Raw genomic sequence first — 16,083 nt, 5'->3', positions numbered from 1 at the left:
GAAAAGATGTAAAATAACACGATGAATGTTTACATATATAATAAGAAGGATTTTGAAATCTGAAGGAGGTTATGAGATGGATTCAACTGCCGAAAAAATCACCACTATGCAGGGCTATAAACTCCATGTCATTGAAACAGATAAATACAAAACGAATACATTTGTATGGAAAATGAAAGCGCCTTTAACAAAAGAAGGTGTTACGAAGAGAGCACTGCTTCCTCATGTTTTACAAAGCAGCTCAGCGAACTATCCGACAACGACTGCATTACGTTCTTACTTAGATGAATTATATGGCGCTACCCTATTTATTGATTTAGCGAAAAAAGGTGAATATCATATAATTAGTTTTACGCTGGAGATCGCAAATGAGAAATTCTTAAGTGATCCTACCCCATTACTGAAAAAAGGTTTTGAACTTCTTTCTGAGGTTTTGACTAAGCCAAATGTTTCAGGTAATGCATTTGATCAAGAGACTGTGAACAAAGAAAAGAGAACATTAAAGCAGCGAATTCAATCTGTTTATGATGATAAGATGCGTTATTCGAACGTACGCCTGCTGCAAGAAATGTGTAAGGGTGAACCCTACGCTCTGCAAGTGAATGGAGAAGCAGAGGATGTTGATACGATTACTCCTGAAAATTTATACGAATATTTTAAGAAGGCGTTTTCCGAGGATGAGATGGATCTTTATGTCATCGGTGATGTAAAGGAAGAGGAAGTAAAAAGCCTTGCAGAGAATTTATTGAAATTTGAAGACCGTACACCGAAAAAGGTAGTAACCACTGAGATACCAAAGAAGGACCAGGTCAATGAAATTAAAGAAGAACAGGATGTCAAACAAGGGAAATTAAATGTTGGGTACCGTACAAATATTGTCTATGGTGACTCTGATTATTTCGCGCTTCAATTGTTCAATGGCATTTTTGGCGGTTTTTCGCATTCGAAATTGTTTATCAATGTTCGTGAAAAAGCAAGCTTGGCTTATTATGTATCCAGCAGGCTTGAGAGTCATAAGGGGCTAATGATGGTCATGTCAGGGATTGATTTGAAGAACTATGACCAGGCAGTGGGAATCATTCGCGATCAGTTAGAAGCGATGCAAAAAGGCGATTTTACTGATCAAGAGTTAATTCAGACAAAAGCAGTGATTCGAAATCAAATTCTTGAAACCATTGATACCTCACGGGGATTAACAGAAATTCTTTATCATAACGTTGTGGCCGCCAAGGATATTAAACTTGAGCAGTGGATTAATGATATGGAAAAAACGACAAAGGAAGAAATTGTCGCTGTGGCGAATAAAATTGAACTTGATACCATCTACTTCTTAACAGGAACGGAGGCGGTAAAATAATGGAGAAGATAAATTTTGACCAGCTCCAAGAAGAGCTTTATCATGAAAAGTTAGCCAATGGTTTAAATGTCTATATATTGCCAAAAAAAGGCTTTAATAAAACGTACGCTACCTTTACGACCAAGTATGGATCCGTTGATAATAATTTTGTTCCGTTGGGGAAAGAGGAATATGTAAAGGTTCCAGATGGGATTGCCCATTTCCTTGAGCATAAACTGTTTGAAAAGGAAGATGGAGACGTTTTTCAACAGTTTAGCAAACAAGGGGCGTCTGCAAATGCCTTTACCTCTTTTACCAGGACTGCGTATTTATTTTCCAGTACCTCGGATGTAGAAAAAAACCTGGAAACGTTAGTTGATTTCGTTCAAGATCCTTATTTTTCGGAAAAAACGGTTGAAAAGGAAAAAGGGATTATCGGTCAGGAAATTACTATGTATGATGATAATCCTGATTGGCGTCTCTATTTTGGACTGATTCAAAATTTATATCAAAACCATCCTGTGAAGATTGATATTGCCGGTACCATTGAATCGATTTCACATATTACAAAAGATTTACTTTATGAGTGCTACAATACCTTTTATCATCCGAGCAATATGTTATTGTTTATTGTTGGACCAGTCGATCCAAAAAAATTTATGGATCAAGTTAGAGAAAACCAAGCAAAAAAGAATTACAAAGAGATGCCAGAGATTAAGCGTAAATTTGAAGACGAGCCACTTCAGACTGGACAGCCAAAGCAAGTGCTGGAAATGAATGTGCAAACCTCTAAATGCTTAATCGGGATGAAAGCCTTGCATGTTGATCAAACGGGGCCGGAGTTATTAAAGAATGAACTAACCATGAATGTACTCTTGGATTTGTTGTTTGGTAAAAGCTCGGAGAATTATAATCAACTTTATAATGAAGGTCTAATTGATGAAACCTTCTCTTATGATTATACACAGGAACAAGGTTTCGGCTTTGCGATGGTTGGCGGAGATACAGAAAATCCCGATAAACTTGCAGATGAGCTAAAAAACATGCTATTTCAAGCTAAAAATGGAACAACATTCACAGAGGAGCAATTAGATAGAGCTAAAAAGAAAAAAATAGGGGCATTTTTACGTGCTGTGAACTCACCTGAATATATCGCTAATCAGTTCACAAGATATGCCTTTAACGATATGAATTTGTTCGATGTTGTTCCTACGCTAGAGAAAATAACGATGAATGATATTAAAACCATGGCATCAGAAGTTATTTCAGAAGAACGTTTCTCAGTATGTCAAGTAATACCTAAGAAATAACAAAGAAGCGCCGCTAGCCGGCGCTTTTCTTTTAGTTTATTATGGGGAGTAGTTAGAATAGAAAGAGTGAAGTATGTGGAAAAATATGCATTAATTACAGGAGCAAGCGGCGGAATTGGAAAAGCGGTGGCTTTAAAATTAGCCTCTCTCGGTTATAATTTGTATCTGCATTTTAATCAAAATGAAGCAGCAATGAGGGAACTGCTAAATGAACTTGAACCCTTTGGCGGTGAATATACTTCTATTCAAGCCAATTTAGAAGAGCCGGATAGTTATAAAAAGATTTGTTCACAAATCTTCTCCATCGATGCCATTGTTCATTGCAGCGGTAATACGCACTATGGTCTTCTTGTTGATGTAAAACAGGAAGATGTAGAATCATTAATGAGGGTCCATGTGATGAGTCCTTTAATGATAACGAAAGAACTTTTGCCAAAGCTTATTAAAAAACGTTCAGGAGATGTAATCCTTATATCCTCCATCTGGGGTCAAACAGGTGCCGCATGCGAAGTGGTCTACTCGACGGCAAAAGGGGCACAAATATCGTTTGTAAAAGCGTTAAGTAAAGAAGTTGCATTAAATGGGGTGCGGGTGAATGCAATTGCTCCTGGTGCGGTCGAGACTCCTATGATGAGCCAGTTCTCTGAAGAGGATAAACAACTTCTTCAATACGAAATCCCAATGGGCAGGTTAGGTGTTCCCGGGGAAATCGCGAATGGTGTTAAATTTTTACTATCAAATGAATCTTCTTATATTACGGGACAAGTTCTTTCAATAAATGGCGGCTGGTATACATAAAATATACATATTTTTTCATGAATAAATTCCTCCCTATCATTGCAAAATAACAATGTACAACTAAAAAGGAGGGTTTAATATGTCTGTTTTAGATAACTGGAAGCAATGGGAAGATTTTCTTGCTGACCGCCTTCACCAAGCTCAAAATGAAGGAATGAGCGAGGGTGCGATAAGTGCGCTTGCATTACAGATTGGTGATTACCTTTCAGAGCAGGTAGAACCGAAAAACGAGCAAGAAAGAATTCTTGCAGATCTTTGGTCTGTTGCCGATAAAGAAGAGCAGCAAGCCATTGCAAACATAATGGTTAAATTAGTTCAAAATAATGGCAGTCGTTAAGAGAGAGGGTAACCTCTCTTCAGATTGTCGAGAAAGGTATCTTTCTCGGCAATTTTTATTTTTCTGCCTGCCCAAAGGCCTGTTGATTTCCGCTCCAGTTGCTTCGCTTTCCGCGGGCGTGCCGGGGAGCCTCCTCAGCGCTTAAGCGCCTGCGGGGTCTCCCCAGCCCCGTACTCCCGCAGGAGTCTTCGCACCTTCCGCTCCAATCAACAGGGGGAATGAACCTGGAGATTGCCACACACTTTTTCAAACCTGGCTAAGTGCGTGGCAATCTTTTTCATGTTTTGGCATGCTGCGGTAAGTAACACTTGCTCACTCGCATTTTGCAATCCCCGTAACCTACAATAGCGAAGCCCATGCAGTTCTTTTGAATCTGCGAAGCTTCGCTCTACTTTTTCTTTTCTAAATTTATATAGTATTTTACCTGACTTTGAAAGTCTGTTAAGTCGAACCTTTCCTTATGTTCCTCCCAAACATGTCTGGTAACTACTTTTGTTTTATTTTGAGATTTTGTACACTCAGGCAGGAGTGGGCAGTTAGTACACTTTTTAGGATCTGACTTATATTCCCGATAACCTTCTCTTGTAGTTGTACGATATTGTAACTCCTGACCATTTGGACAAACATACAAATCTCTATCTTTGTCATATGTAAACTTCCATTTAGGAAATAACCCTTTTGTTGATTGATATCTTCTGTGAGCGATAACTCCAAAAATATTGCGTTCATTAAGTCCTTTACAAATCGGATTTGTCAGGTAACCCGAATCAAGTGCCACAGCTTCTACTTTAAATCCAAAACGTTCGACCTGACGGTCTAACCGTGAAAGATAGGGGACGGAATCGTGAACATTTCCTGGTGTAACATACGCATCAGTTATGATGTTGAACTTCATGTCGGTAGTTCGATGATCAAGATAACAGAACATCTCCTGTTTATTCTCTCGTGACATAAACCCGCATTCAGGATCAGTTGTGCTCAGTCGTATTTCCTTTTTCTCGGTCACCTCCTCCTTTTCCTTTAAAGGCTTTTTTCCATGATCTCTCCTGTCTTCCTCAATAGCTTTGTTTAATTCTTCTACATATTCACGTGTTTCAACTTCCACTTCAACTCTAGAGAATTTATGTTTGTTTGCATTCGCTTTAAGGTGTGTGGAATCGGAAAATAAAACTCTTCCTCCAACCATCTTGTGGTTAATTGCTTTGAAGACAATCTCATCAAAAATTTCCTGAAATATATTTGTATCTTTAAAACGGGTTCGCCGATTCCAACTAATGGTGGAATGATGGGGAACTGTATCGTTTAGCTTTAATCCTAAGAACCATCGATAGGCCACATTCGTCTGAATTTCACGCTCTAATTGTCGTTCAGAACGAATGCCATAAAAATATCCGATAAACATCATCTTAAAGAGCTGTATAGGGTCCGAAGGACGCCCGTTATTTTCTGAATAAAAAGGACGGACCTTCTCACCAATAAAAGAAAAATCAATATACTTGTCCACCTTCCTTAATAGGTGATCTTGCGGTACTAAATCATCAATAAAAACAAATTCAGCTTCGTTTTGTATTTCTCTTTTTGGCTTATACATTCTATCCACCGTCCTGTTATTTATATGTATATTATAGCATATTAACGCGGTGAATCATTAAAGTAATTACAAAAAATAATAGCTGTCGAGATTTTCTCGACAGCCTGGAGAGAGGGTAACCTCTCTTTTTTTTGCTATTTAGGAGTCATACATACTTAATTATCGTTTGAGCTTGTTTTTACTTTCATCTTCTATCAAAATCATATATTATATTGGATAGATGAGGAAATGAAAAATTTGTCGTTACGCCTAAGGAGGTTTTTATGGAGAAAAAAGAGTGGTATTTAGAATATGAGATTCAAAAAAACCGTCCTGGTTTATTGGGCGACATTTCTTCCCTGCTCGGAATGCTGTCAATTAATATTGTAACCATTAATGGTGTAGATGAAGGTCGACGCGGTTTATTGATCTTAGCAAAAGATGATAACCAAATTAAACGGTTAGAGTCAATTTTAAATACAATGGACACAATAAAAGTAATAAAGATTAGAGAACCAAAACTACGTGACCGTCTGGCTGTCCGCCATGGCCGATACATACAACGTGATGCGGATGATAAAAAGACATTCCGGTTTGTTCGGAGTGAACTGGGTGTATTGGTTGATTTTATGGCAGAGTTATTTAAACAGGAAGGACACAAACTGATAGGTATTCGTGGGATGCCGAGGGTAGGTAAAACGGAGTCTGTTGTAGCAGCGAGCGTATGTGCCAATAAGCGATGGTTATTCGTATCTTCCACTCTTCTAAAACAGACGATACGGAACCAGCTGATCCAAGATGAATACAACGAAAATAATTTGTTTATTCTTGATGGAATTGTTTCAACCAAACGTGCTAGTGAACGCCATTGGCAGCTAGTACGTGAGATCATGCGTTTACCGGCTGTTAAAGTGGTCGAACACCCTGATATTTTTGTTCAAAATTCTGAGTATACGCTTGAAGATTTTGATTATATTATAGAGCTCCGAAACGATGCAGACGAAGAAATTACGTATGATATTGTCGACCAAAATAACTTATTCTCTGGCTCTGATTTTGGAGATTTTGGATTTTAAATAATTGGAAGGTGTTAATAAGTGACTGAATTAGGTAATCGACTAAAAGAAGAGCGATTAGCCAAAGGATTAAGCTTAGAGGATTTACAGTCAATCACAAAAATTCAAAAGCGGTATTTAATAGGGATTGAAGAAGGCAATTATTCTAGTATGCCGGGAAATTTTTATGTTCGAGCTTTTGTAAAACAATACGCTGAAGCGCTGCAGCTTAATCCAGAAGAAATATTTGAGACGTATAAAAACGAAATTCCAGCAACTCACAATGAGGATCTACCTGAGAAATTATCTCGAGTAAAAACGCGAAAGACCGTAACAGAAGGATCCTCGAAAATCTTTGATATCATTCCAAAGGTCTTAATTGGGGTCTTTATTATTGGAGCTGCGGGGTTACTGTATTTTTTCTTTGTTAATAACGTTGGAGATAAGGCCAATGACCAAGTTAATGAGGAAAATGAGCCTGTGAAATTTGTACGCTCTGAAAATCTGGACAAAGCAGACGAGACAGAAAAAGAAAACACAAAAGAAAATGAAGAAGAAAAGAATGATGAACAAAAGACAGTTGAGGAGAATCCGGTTGTAGAAACTCCGAAACAAGAATTAACAGCTGTTCAAAACAGTGGAAAGAACTCTACCTATGACCTGAAAAATGCTGATAAATTTGTTGTAAAGCTGGTTTCAACAGGGCAAACATGGGTAAATATTAAAAATAGCAGTGGTCAATCCAAGTTCCAGGGGTTATTATCTACCACTGGTACACCAAGTACAGAAGTAGATTTAACGGGCGATACCCAAGCCGTTATTGTAGTTGGCAGGGCGGTCGATACAGAGATTTACGTAAATGACCAAAAGCTAGAGTATGCTATCGCACCTACTGATGTGGTTCAACAGAACGTTACGATTCAATTTGTTCCGAAGAACGAATAGTCATCCAGTGATGACTATTTTTCGTTCTTACTATTACCTGGAGGCAAAACAATGAATGTACCAAATCAAATAACGATATCAAGGATTCTCTTAATTCCTATTTTCTTGATAATTATGCTTTTCCCCTTTGATTGGGGGAACATGCACTTACTGGGAGCTGACCTTCCGGTAACCCACTTTGTTGGAGCATTAATCTTTATTTTTGCTTCTTCGACTGATTGGGTGGATGGCTACTATGCCCGAAAATATAATCTTGTTACAAATATGGGGAAATTTCTTGACCCGCTTGCTGATAAATTACTTGTCTCTGCAGCGCTAGTTGTTCTTGTTGATCTTGGATATGCTGCCTCTTGGATTGTTATCGTAATCATAAGCAGAGAATTTGCGGTCACAGGACTTCGTCTGTTGCTCGTAGAAGGTGGAGAAGTGGTAGCGGCCAATAACCTTGGAAAAATCAAAACCTGGGCACAAATTATCGCAATTTCAGCACTTTTATTACATAATATTATTTTTGAGATGATTGGATTTCCATTTGCAGATGTAGCATTATGGGTTGCATTAATTTTTACAATCTGGTCTGGCTGGGATTATTTTTCGAAGAATATGCATGTATTTAAAAATTCTAAATAGAACTTGGGGTAATGGATGATGAATGCAGAAATTATTGCTGTTGGTTCTGAATTACTGCTGGGTCAAATCGTTAACAGTAATGCACGATTTATTTCGCAACAACTTGCAGGAATAGGTATCAATGTATTTTTTCATACGGTGGTTGGTGATAATCCTGACCGATTAAGGTCCGTAATTGAAATTGCAGAAAAACGTTCAAATTTGATTATTTTTACGGGCGGGCTAGGACCAACAAAGGATGATTTAACGAAGGAAACAATTGCTCGCCATTTAGAGAAAAATTTAGTAATGGATCAAGAAGCATTAGAATCTATTGAACTTTATTTTAAAAAGGGAAATAGGGTAATGACTGAAAATAATAGGAAGCAAGCACTTGTATTAGAGGATTCTACTATCCTTCCAAACCATCATGGGATGGCACCAGGTATGATGGTCGAGAAGGGTAATTGCGTATATATGCTCCTGCCGGGACCACCAAAAGAAATGGAGCCGATGTTTTTACACTTTGGGACTGCAGCTTTATCCAAACAAGTAAAAACGGATGAGAAAATAGTTTCTAGAGTTTTAAGGTTCTTTGGAATTGGTGAGGCGGCGTTAGAAACAGAAATCATGGATTTAATAGATCAACAAACAAATCCAACAATTGCCCCGCTGGCTGCAGATGGAGAATGCACGTTACGGCTTACTGCGAAGCACCAAGACATGCAAACGGCAGAGTTAATGCTTGATGAAGTAGAGGGTAACATTAGAGCTCGTGTAGGTCAGTTTATATATGGGTATGACAATACTTCTCTAGTAGCGGAACTTATGAGAGTTTTAAAAGACAAGAAATTAACAATCTCAGCTGCAGAGAGTTTAACGGGAGGATTGTTTCAACAGGAACTAACAAGTGTACCCGGTGTTAGTTCAGTCCTGAAGGGCGGAGTTGTTTGCTACACGAATGAGGTTAAGAAGAATGTTTTAAAGGTTAAACCAGAAACCATTGAAAAATATGGGGTTGTAAGTCAAGAGTGTGCCAAAGAACTGGCTGAAAATGTTGCAGCATTAGTATCAGCTGATATTGGGATTAGTTTCACTGGTGTTGCTGGACCAGGTGAGCTTGAGGGTAAACCTGTAGGAACAGTTTACATTGGGATTTCGATTAGAGGACAGCAAACAGTGGTTAAAAAGCTGGAACTTGGCGGTTCAAGGGAAGCAAACCGGAGCCGTTCGGTAAAATACGGCTGCTATTATTTAATAAAGCAATTGCAAGAATCACAGAAAGCTAACTAAGCTCTCTGTGATTTTTTATCTTAAAACATTATCTGGTATCTTTCTCTCGCATAACGTAACTTACTCTCGCATAAGCAAATATACTCTCGCGTAACGCGAAATTACTCTCGGATAAACAAATTTATCTCTCATAGCTAGTAAATAGTTTGAAAACAGATAAAAAAGGTAAATTAGAGCTCAAAAACGGTTGAAAATGGGTTAAATGCTAGAGCATTTACCTTTTATTACATGTTTATTTGTTTCAAAAAAATCGAATAAGTGTTCGACTTTTTGCTGTACAAATGTCCAAAAAGAGGTTATATTATTAGTAGGTTTTAAATTATTGAATTTGGCTATTAACTTTTTGGTTTATATATAAGGGAGGAACTAGTAGTGAGTGATCGTAAAGCGGCCTTAGAAATGGCGCTAAAACAGATAGAAAAGCAATTTGGTAAAGGTTCCATCATGAAAATGGGAGAGAAGACAGACACAAGGATTTTAACAAGTCCAAGTGGCTCATTAGCAGTAGATTCAGCACTTGGTGTGGGCGGATATCCTAGAGGAAGAATTATCGAAATTTACGGACCTGAAAGCTCAGGTAAAACAACTGTTGCTTTACATGCAATTGCTGAAGTACAAGCAGCAGGCGGACAAGCAGCGTTTATCGATGCTGAGCACGCACTTGACCCAGCATATGCACAAAAACTAGGGGTTAACATCGATGAGTTATTGTTATCCCAGCCTGATACAGGAGAACAAGCGCTAGAAATCGCAGAGGCACTTGTACGAAGTGGTGCGATTGATATTCTAGTAGTCGATTCCGTTGCAGCATTAGTTCCAAAAGCAGAAATTGAAGGAGAAATGGGAGATTCCCACATGGGTCTTCAAGCTCGTTTGATGTCTCAGGCACTCCGTAAACTTTCTGGTGTCATTAACAAATCGAAGACAATCGCAATCTTTATTAACCAAGTTCGTGAAAAGATTGGTGTCATGTTTGGGAACCCTGAGACGACACCTGGTGGTCGTGCGTTGAAATTCTACTCTACGATCCGTGTTGAAGTACGTCGTGGAGAAGCTATCAAACAAGGCACTGACGTGGTTGGTAACAAAACCAAGATTAAAGTCGTTAAAAATAAAGTTGCACCTCCATTCCGTACAGCGGAAGTCGATATTATGTATGGTGAAGGAATTTCTAAAGAGGGCGAGATCATTGATATTGGCTCTGAATTAGATATCGTTCAAAAGAGCGGTTCTTGGTATTCTTACAATGAGGAAAGAATCGGTCAAGGCCGTGAAAATGCAAAGACCTTCTTAAGAGAAAATCCAAGTGTTCGTCTTGAAATTCAACAAAAGATTCGTGAACACTTCGGATTAGACGGGGAAAAAATAGTCACTGAAGCCGATGACGATGAACAGTTCGAATTAATAGACTAACAAAAAGAGCAAAGCCTGATTAGGTTTTGCTCTTTTTAATAAAAGTGAATAATTATCAATCTGCATGTATATCTATACAAACAATAGCAATTTATATATTGTTAAAACATGAACAAAGTCTAAATATTTCAAAAAGCTGTCAGGAGTTACCCTTGACAATAAATATACACACATTTACAATTAACATGTATATTTTACATTTTTGTTAATATTACAATGAAAAGCTTGGTGCTTGCTGTATGTTGAACCAAACCAATGTACATGCCGACACTTAAAAAGTGTAACAAAAGTTCATAGCAAGAGGAGGTGTAACGATGGAACCTATTACTATCATCTCCATTTTGCTTGGCATTATCGTCGGTGCCGTTGTTGGCTATTTTGTTCGTAAATCCATTGCTGAGGCAAAAATAGCAGGTGCAAAGAATGCTGCAGAGCAGATTCTTGAAGATGCAAAGCGTGATGCTGATTCATTGAAAAAAGAAGCTTTGCTAGAGGCAAAGGATGAAATTCACAAGCTTCGTACGGAAGCCGAACGTGAGGTTCGTGAACGAAGAAATGAACTGCAAAAACAAGAAAACCGTTTACTGCAAAGAGAAGAGAATTTAGATCGAAAGGATGAATCGTTAAATAAACGAGAAATTCTATTAGAAAAGAAGGATGATTCTCTAAACCAAAGACAACAGCATATTGAACAGATGGAAAGCAAAGTGGACGAGTTGGTACGAACACAACAAACTGAACTTGAACGTATTTCGAGTTTGACTCGTGAGGAAGCGAAGAACATCATTATCGATAAGATGGAGCAGGAGTTAACCTATGACACTGCGATAATGATTAAGGAAAGTGAAAACCGCGCCAAAGAGGAAGCGGATAAGAAAGCGAAGGAAATTCTATCGCTAGCAATCCAGCGTTGCGCTGCTGACCATGTTGCGGAAACGACTGTATCTGTAGTCAACCTTCCGAATGATGAAATGAAAGGCCGTATTATTGGTCGTGAAGGAAGAAATATCCGTACACTAGAGACACTTACAGGAATTGACTTGATTATCGATGATACTCCAGAAGCTGTTATTCTATCAGGGTTCGACCCGATTCGTCGGGAAACGGCGCGATTAGCGCTTGAAAAATTAGTTCAAGATGGACGAATCCATCCTGCACGAATTGAGGAAATGGTCGAAAAATCTCGTCGTGAAGTGGATGAGTACATTCGTGAAGTGGGTGAACAGACGACATTTGAAGTCGGAGTTCATGGATTACATCCGGATCTTATTAAGATCCTAGGACGCTTGAAGTTCCGTACTAGTTACGGACAAAATGTCTTAAAACACTCAATGGAGGTTGCACAGCTTTCGGGCTTACTTGCAGCTGAACTTGGTGAGGATGAAACACTGGCACGACGTGCAGGTCTATTACATGATATTGGAAAAGCGATTGACCATGAAGTGGAAGGAAGTCACGTTGAAATCGGGGTTGAGCTTGCGACTAAATACAAGGAACACCCAGTGGTAATCAACAGTATTGCTTCACATCATGGTGATACGGAACCAACATCAACCATCGCTGTTCTAGTGGCTGCTGCTGACGCTTTGTCGGTTGCGAGACCTGGTGCACGCAGTGAGACTCTAGAAAACTATATCCGCCGTTTAGAAAAGCTGGAGGAAATTTCTGAGTCTTATGAAGGTGTTGAAAAATCTTTTGCAATCCAAGCTGGCCGAGAGGTCCGGATTATTGTAAGACCAGATGCAGTTGATGATCTAGCTGCACATCGTTTGGCTCGAGATATTCGAAAACGAATAGAAGAAGAGCTTGACTACCCTGGACATATTAAAGTGACAGTTATCCGTGAAACACGGGCTGTAGAATATGCAAAATAAAGCGGTGCGAAAGCACTGCTTTATTTTTTTGAAGTTTGGAGTTGCGGTTAAATAAAATAAAAGTGTGATACAATTTATAATAAATAAATGCATTACGAAAGGATTACAAATGAACTTATTATTTATTGGAGATGTTGTAGGATCACCAGGTCGAGATATGGTAAAAGAGTATGTGCCAAAGATTAAGGAAAAGTATCGACCAAATTTTACGATTATTAATGGTGAAAATGCAGCAGGCGGCAGAGGTATTACAGAAAAAATCTATCGGGAATTTTTAGGTTCTGGAGCACAGGCTGTAACCCTTGGAAATCACGCATGGGACAACAAGGAGATTTTTGAATTTATCGAATCAGCAAAGAATATGGTACGTCCAGCAAACTTTCCAGAAGGAACTCCCGGCAAAGGGTTAGCATTTTTTAAGGTAAATGACATCGAGGTAGCTGTCATCAATTTGCAGGGGCGAACCTTTATGCCTCCACTGGATTGCCCTTTTAAAAAGGCAGATGAATTAGTCGAAATCGCTCAAGCACGTACACCCTTTATCTTTGTGGATTTTCATGCAGAAGCTACCAGTGAAAAACAAGCAATGGGCTGGTATTTAGACGGGAGGGTTTCTGCAGTTGTAGGCACCCATACACATGTACAAACAGCGGATAGCCGTGTCCTGCCAAATGGGACAGGCTATTTAACAGATGTAGGGATGACAGGTCCATATGATGGAATTCTTGGGATGGAAAGGGAAGCAGTCATCACTAAATTCCTTACAAGCCTTCCTGTAAGATTTGAAGTCCCTAAATCAGGTAGAACTCAGCTTAGCGGCGTCTACATGGAACTAGACAGAAAAACTGGAAAGTGCAAAAAAATGGAGAGAATTTTAATAAATGAAGATCATCCTTGGTATTCTTAACCTTCCGAAATGGAAGGTTATTTCTTTTTAACGATAAATAAGCACTTTTTTTGTCCAAGCCGGAATATGTCTTTTGCAGAATGAATATAGTAGCAGTGGAATCTTATATACCTGATTTGCTCATGAAACTGCTCATGCCAGGATCGGGATTATACAAGGGGGAGCTAGGAATGGAAATATTAAAAGTTTCAGCAAAATCTAATCCTAATTCTGTAGCTGGTGCACTTGCTGGAGTTCTGCGTGAAAGAGGTGCAGCAGAAATACAGGCGATTGGTGCAGGTGCATTGAATCAAGCTGTTAAGGCAGTAGCGATTGCAAGAGGATTTGTAGCACCTAGCGGAGTTGATTTGATTTGCATCCCTGCGTTCACTGATATTCAGATTGATGGTGAAGAACGCACGGCTATAAAGCTTATTGTTGAACCAAGATGAAAGAGATAGAATCAATGATGTGAAATAAGATGAATAAAACAAACGCTTTTGCCTGCTTATATTTTAAGCAGGTATTTTTATATACAAATTATTATAATAATGTTATTCTAGTATAAGTGAAAACGTTTTCTATGATAAAGTGTTAAAGTAATATATTTTTTTAGATTTAGTACCAAATCGCATAACAGCAACGTTTTACAACAATTTTAGGGTAAGGTAAGTAGCTTTACTAAATGTCAATTTTTATAATATAAAAAAATATTCATATTTTAGACAATATTTCGTCTGAAAGGGTTGCAATTTTTGGAATAGAGGTCTAGAATTGTAAGCGTTTAGTACATATTCTAGTTTCGATTGATTTAGCCTTTAAAGCATTAAAGTCTAAATTCTAGTGAATGACTCGGAATTGTGCTACACTATTAACGAGTTCTAAAATATACTTTTTACATATCCAAAGGGGTGTAAGTCATGATCAATCAACTTTCGTGGAAAGTTGGCGGACAACAAGGGGAAGGTATTGAAAGTACAGGGGAAATATTTGCTATTGCATTAAATCGCCTAGGTTATTACTTGTATGGTTATCGTCACTTTTCATCTCGTATTAAAGGTGGTCATACCAACAACAAAATCAGAGTAAGTACGACAGAAGTTCGTTCAATCTCTGATGATCTTGATGTTCTTGTCGCTTTTGACCAAGAAACTATCGATTTAAACTACAAAGAGCTACACGCTAAAGGTGTAATCCTTGCGGATGCAAAGTTCACGCCTAAGAAACCAGAAGATACACAAGCAGCATTGTATGCGGTTCCATTTACAGAAATTGCTACTGAATTAGGAACATCCTTAATGAAAAACATGGTAGCGATTGGTGCTACATCAGCTGTCTTGAATCTTGATATTCATGTGTTTGAAGAAGTAGTTCAAGAGATTTTTGGTAAAAAAGGTGCACAAGTAGTTGCGAAAAACATGGATGCCATTAAAGCTGGATATGAGTATATGAAAAATCAGCTTGTAGATGGCGTTGAAATAATGGAACTTGAAAAAGCTGACGGTAAAAAGCGCATGTTCATGATCGGAAATGACGCTATTGCATTAGGGGCTGTCGCAGCTGGCTGCCGCTTTATGGCTGCTTACCCAATTACACCAGCTTCTGAAATAATGGAATATTTAATTAAAAAGCTTCCAGCACTTGGTGGTTCAGTTATTCAAACAGAGGATGAAATTGCAGCATGTACAATGGCAATTGGTGCCAACTATGCTGGAGTACGTACAATAACTGCATCTGCAGGTCCTGGACTATCATTAAAGATGGAAGCAATCGGATTATCTGGTATTACAGAAACTCCGCTTGTTATTGTTGATACCCAGCGTGGCGGTCCATCTACAGGATTACCAACAAAGCAAGAGCAGTCCGATTTAATGGCGATGATCTATGGAACACATGGAGAAATCCCTAAAATCGTTATGGCTCCAAGTACTGTAGAAGAAGCATTCTATGATACTGCCGAGGCATTTAACCTTGCTGAAGAATATCAATGCCCAGTTATTATTCTTTCAGATCTTCAATTATCTCTAGGTAAGCAGACTGTTGAACCATTAAGCATGGATAAAGTTGAAATCAGACGCGGTAAGCTGGTAACAGATGAAATTCCTGAAAATGAAAACAAAGGATATTTCAAACGTTATGAAGTGACAGCTGATGGAATTTCACCACGTGTTATTCCTGGTATGAAAAATGGTATCCACCATGTAACAGGTGTTGAACATGATGAAACTGGTAAACCTTCTGAATCAGCAGCAAACAGAATTGCTCAAATGGACAAGCGATTCCGTAAAATAGAAAATATTCGTTTCAACACACCAGTTTATAAAAATGTGAAACATGAAGAAGCTGATGTCTTATTTGTTGGATTCAATTCAACTCGTGGTGTAATTGAAGAAGCAATGGTTCGTTTAGAAAACGATGGCTTAAAAGTAAACCATGCTCAAATTCGTTTGATTCACCCATTCCCGACTGACGAAGTATTACCACTTGTTCGTTCAGCAAAGAAAGTTGTAGTTGTTGAGAACAACGCTACTGGACAATTGGCAAACATTATGAAAATGAATGTTGGTCATGCTGAAAAGATTATTAAACATTTAAAATATGACGGTAATCCGTTCTTACCACACGAAGTATATACAAAATGTAAGGAGTTGTTCTAA

Annotated in this window: 14 protein-coding genes; 13 read left to right on the top strand and 1 reads right to left on the bottom strand. The window is 38.5% G+C overall.

Translation table 11 applies throughout. The features are described 5' to 3' along the window. Window positions 1-76: 76 nt before the first annotated feature. From yfmF to QFZ31_RS12465, 4 genes are all read left to right on the top strand, one after another. Complete coding sequence (gene yfmF / locus QFZ31_RS12480) at window positions 77-1,357, top strand: EF-P 5-aminopentanol modification-associated protein YfmF (RefSeq protein WP_307303258.1); 1,281 nt, start codon at window positions 77-79, stop codon at window positions 1,355-1,357. Beyond that, on the top strand, window positions 1,357-2,646 hold the full coding sequence (yfmH, locus tag QFZ31_RS12475) for an EF-P 5-aminopentanol modification-associated protein YfmH (protein WP_307303257.1): 1,290 nt from the start codon (window positions 1,357-1,359) through the stop codon (window positions 2,644-2,646). The genes yfmF and yfmH overlap by 1 nt, the downstream gene beginning before the upstream one ends. Before the next feature lie 75 nt (window positions 2,647-2,721). Continuing rightward, window positions 2,722-3,444: an elongation factor P 5-aminopentanone reductase gene (gene ymfI / locus QFZ31_RS12470; RefSeq protein WP_307303256.1), complete on the top strand. Its 723-nt coding sequence runs from the start codon at window positions 2,722-2,724 to the stop codon at window positions 3,442-3,444. A 79-nt stretch (window positions 3,445-3,523) separates the two neighbouring features. Beyond that, on the top strand, window positions 3,524-3,781 hold the full coding sequence (locus tag QFZ31_RS12465; RefSeq protein WP_179602315.1) for a DUF3243 domain-containing protein: 258 nt from the start codon (window positions 3,524-3,526) through the stop codon (window positions 3,779-3,781). A gap of 206 nt (window positions 3,782-3,987) precedes the next feature. Here QFZ31_RS12465 and QFZ31_RS12460 read toward each other — a convergent pair. Further along, a protein-coding gene (locus QFZ31_RS12460) for an IS1182 family transposase (RefSeq protein ID WP_373459845.1) occupies window positions 3,988-5,372 on the bottom strand; the annotation gives its coding sequence in 2 pieces (ribosomal slippage) (window positions 3,988-4,226 and window positions 4,226-5,372; 1,386 coding nt in all). A 263-nt stretch (window positions 5,373-5,635) separates the two neighbouring features. On the opposite strand from QFZ31_RS12460, the gene QFZ31_RS12455 reads away from it, so the two are divergent. The 9 genes from QFZ31_RS12455 to QFZ31_RS12415 all read left to right on the top strand — a co-directional run bounded on the left by QFZ31_RS12455 (window position 5,636) and on the right by QFZ31_RS12415 (window position 16,083). After that, window positions 5,636-6,427: a DUF3388 domain-containing protein gene (locus tag QFZ31_RS12455; RefSeq protein WP_307303254.1), complete on the top strand. Its 792-nt coding sequence runs from the start codon at window positions 5,636-5,638 to the stop codon at window positions 6,425-6,427. Between the two features lie 21 nt (window positions 6,428-6,448). After that, on the top strand, window positions 6,449-7,351 hold the full coding sequence (locus QFZ31_RS12450; protein WP_307303253.1) for a helix-turn-helix domain-containing protein: 903 nt from the start codon (window positions 6,449-6,451) through the stop codon (window positions 7,349-7,351). A 51-nt stretch (window positions 7,352-7,402) separates the two neighbouring features. After that, entirely contained in the window at window positions 7,403-7,981 is a 579-nt protein-coding gene (pgsA, locus tag QFZ31_RS12445; RefSeq protein WP_179602313.1) for a CDP-diacylglycerol--glycerol-3-phosphate 3-phosphatidyltransferase, read from the top strand. Between the two features lie 18 nt (window positions 7,982-7,999). Then, complete coding sequence (locus tag QFZ31_RS12440; protein WP_307303252.1) at window positions 8,000-9,253, top strand: competence/damage-inducible protein A; 1,254 nt, start codon at window positions 8,000-8,002, stop codon at window positions 9,251-9,253. A 372-nt stretch (window positions 9,254-9,625) separates the two neighbouring features. Continuing rightward, window positions 9,626-10,666 (top strand): recombinase RecA, encoded by a 1,041-nt coding sequence (gene recA, locus QFZ31_RS12435; protein WP_179602312.1) that lies wholly within the window; start codon window positions 9,626-9,628, stop codon window positions 10,664-10,666. Window positions 10,667-10,980: 314 nt separating this feature from the next. After that, window positions 10,981-12,540 carry a ribonuclease Y gene (rny, locus tag QFZ31_RS12430; protein ID WP_307303251.1) on the top strand — a complete coding sequence of 520 codons (1,560 nt, stop codon included), beginning with the start codon at window positions 10,981-10,983 and terminating at the stop codon, window positions 12,538-12,540. A gap of 109 nt (window positions 12,541-12,649) precedes the next feature. Then, window positions 12,650-13,447 (top strand): TIGR00282 family metallophosphoesterase, encoded by a 798-nt coding sequence (locus QFZ31_RS12425; RefSeq protein WP_179602310.1) that lies wholly within the window; start codon window positions 12,650-12,652, stop codon window positions 13,445-13,447. A 170-nt stretch (window positions 13,448-13,617) separates the two neighbouring features. Next, complete coding sequence (gene spoVS / locus QFZ31_RS12420; protein ID WP_003181955.1) at window positions 13,618-13,878, top strand: stage V sporulation protein SpoVS; 261 nt, start codon at window positions 13,618-13,620, stop codon at window positions 13,876-13,878. A 468-nt stretch (window positions 13,879-14,346) separates the two neighbouring features. Further along, window positions 14,347-16,083, top strand: coding sequence for a 2-oxoacid:acceptor oxidoreductase subunit alpha (locus QFZ31_RS12415; RefSeq protein ID WP_307303250.1), 1,737 nt, complete (start codon window positions 14,347-14,349; stop codon window positions 16,081-16,083).

Origin of the sequence: Neobacillus niacini (genome assembly GCF_030817595.1) — a bacterium.
Taxonomy (GTDB): Bacteria; Bacillota; Bacilli; order Bacillales; family Cytobacillaceae; genus Neobacillus; species Neobacillus niacini_G.
This window is presented reverse-complemented; position numbering and strand designations above follow the sequence as displayed.

Coding starts and splice junctions, on each gene's coding strand:
- yfmF (WP_307303258.1), top strand. CDS start 77: ATGGATTCAACTGCCGAAAAAATCACCACTATGCAGGGCTATAAACTC.
- yfmH (WP_307303257.1), top strand. CDS start 1,357: ATGGAGAAGATAAATTTTGACCAGCTCCAAGAAGAGCTTTATCATGAA.
- QFZ31_RS12465 (WP_179602315.1), top strand. CDS start 3,524: ATGTCTGTTTTAGATAACTGGAAGCAATGGGAAGATTTTCTTGCTGAC.
- QFZ31_RS12455 (WP_307303254.1), top strand. CDS start 5,636: ATGGAGAAAAAAGAGTGGTATTTAGAATATGAGATTCAAAAAAACCGT.
- pgsA (WP_179602313.1), top strand. CDS start 7,403: ATGAATGTACCAAATCAAATAACGATATCAAGGATTCTCTTAATTCCT.
- QFZ31_RS12440 (WP_307303252.1), top strand. CDS start 8,000: ATGAATGCAGAAATTATTGCTGTTGGTTCTGAATTACTGCTGGGTCAA.
- rny (WP_307303251.1), top strand. CDS start 10,981: ATGGAACCTATTACTATCATCTCCATTTTGCTTGGCATTATCGTCGGT.
- QFZ31_RS12425 (WP_179602310.1), top strand. CDS start 12,650: ATGAACTTATTATTTATTGGAGATGTTGTAGGATCACCAGGTCGAGAT.
- spoVS (WP_003181955.1), top strand. CDS start 13,618: ATGGAAATATTAAAAGTTTCAGCAAAATCTAATCCTAATTCTGTAGCT.
- QFZ31_RS12415 (WP_307303250.1), top strand. CDS start 14,347: ATGATCAATCAACTTTCGTGGAAAGTTGGCGGACAACAAGGGGAAGGT.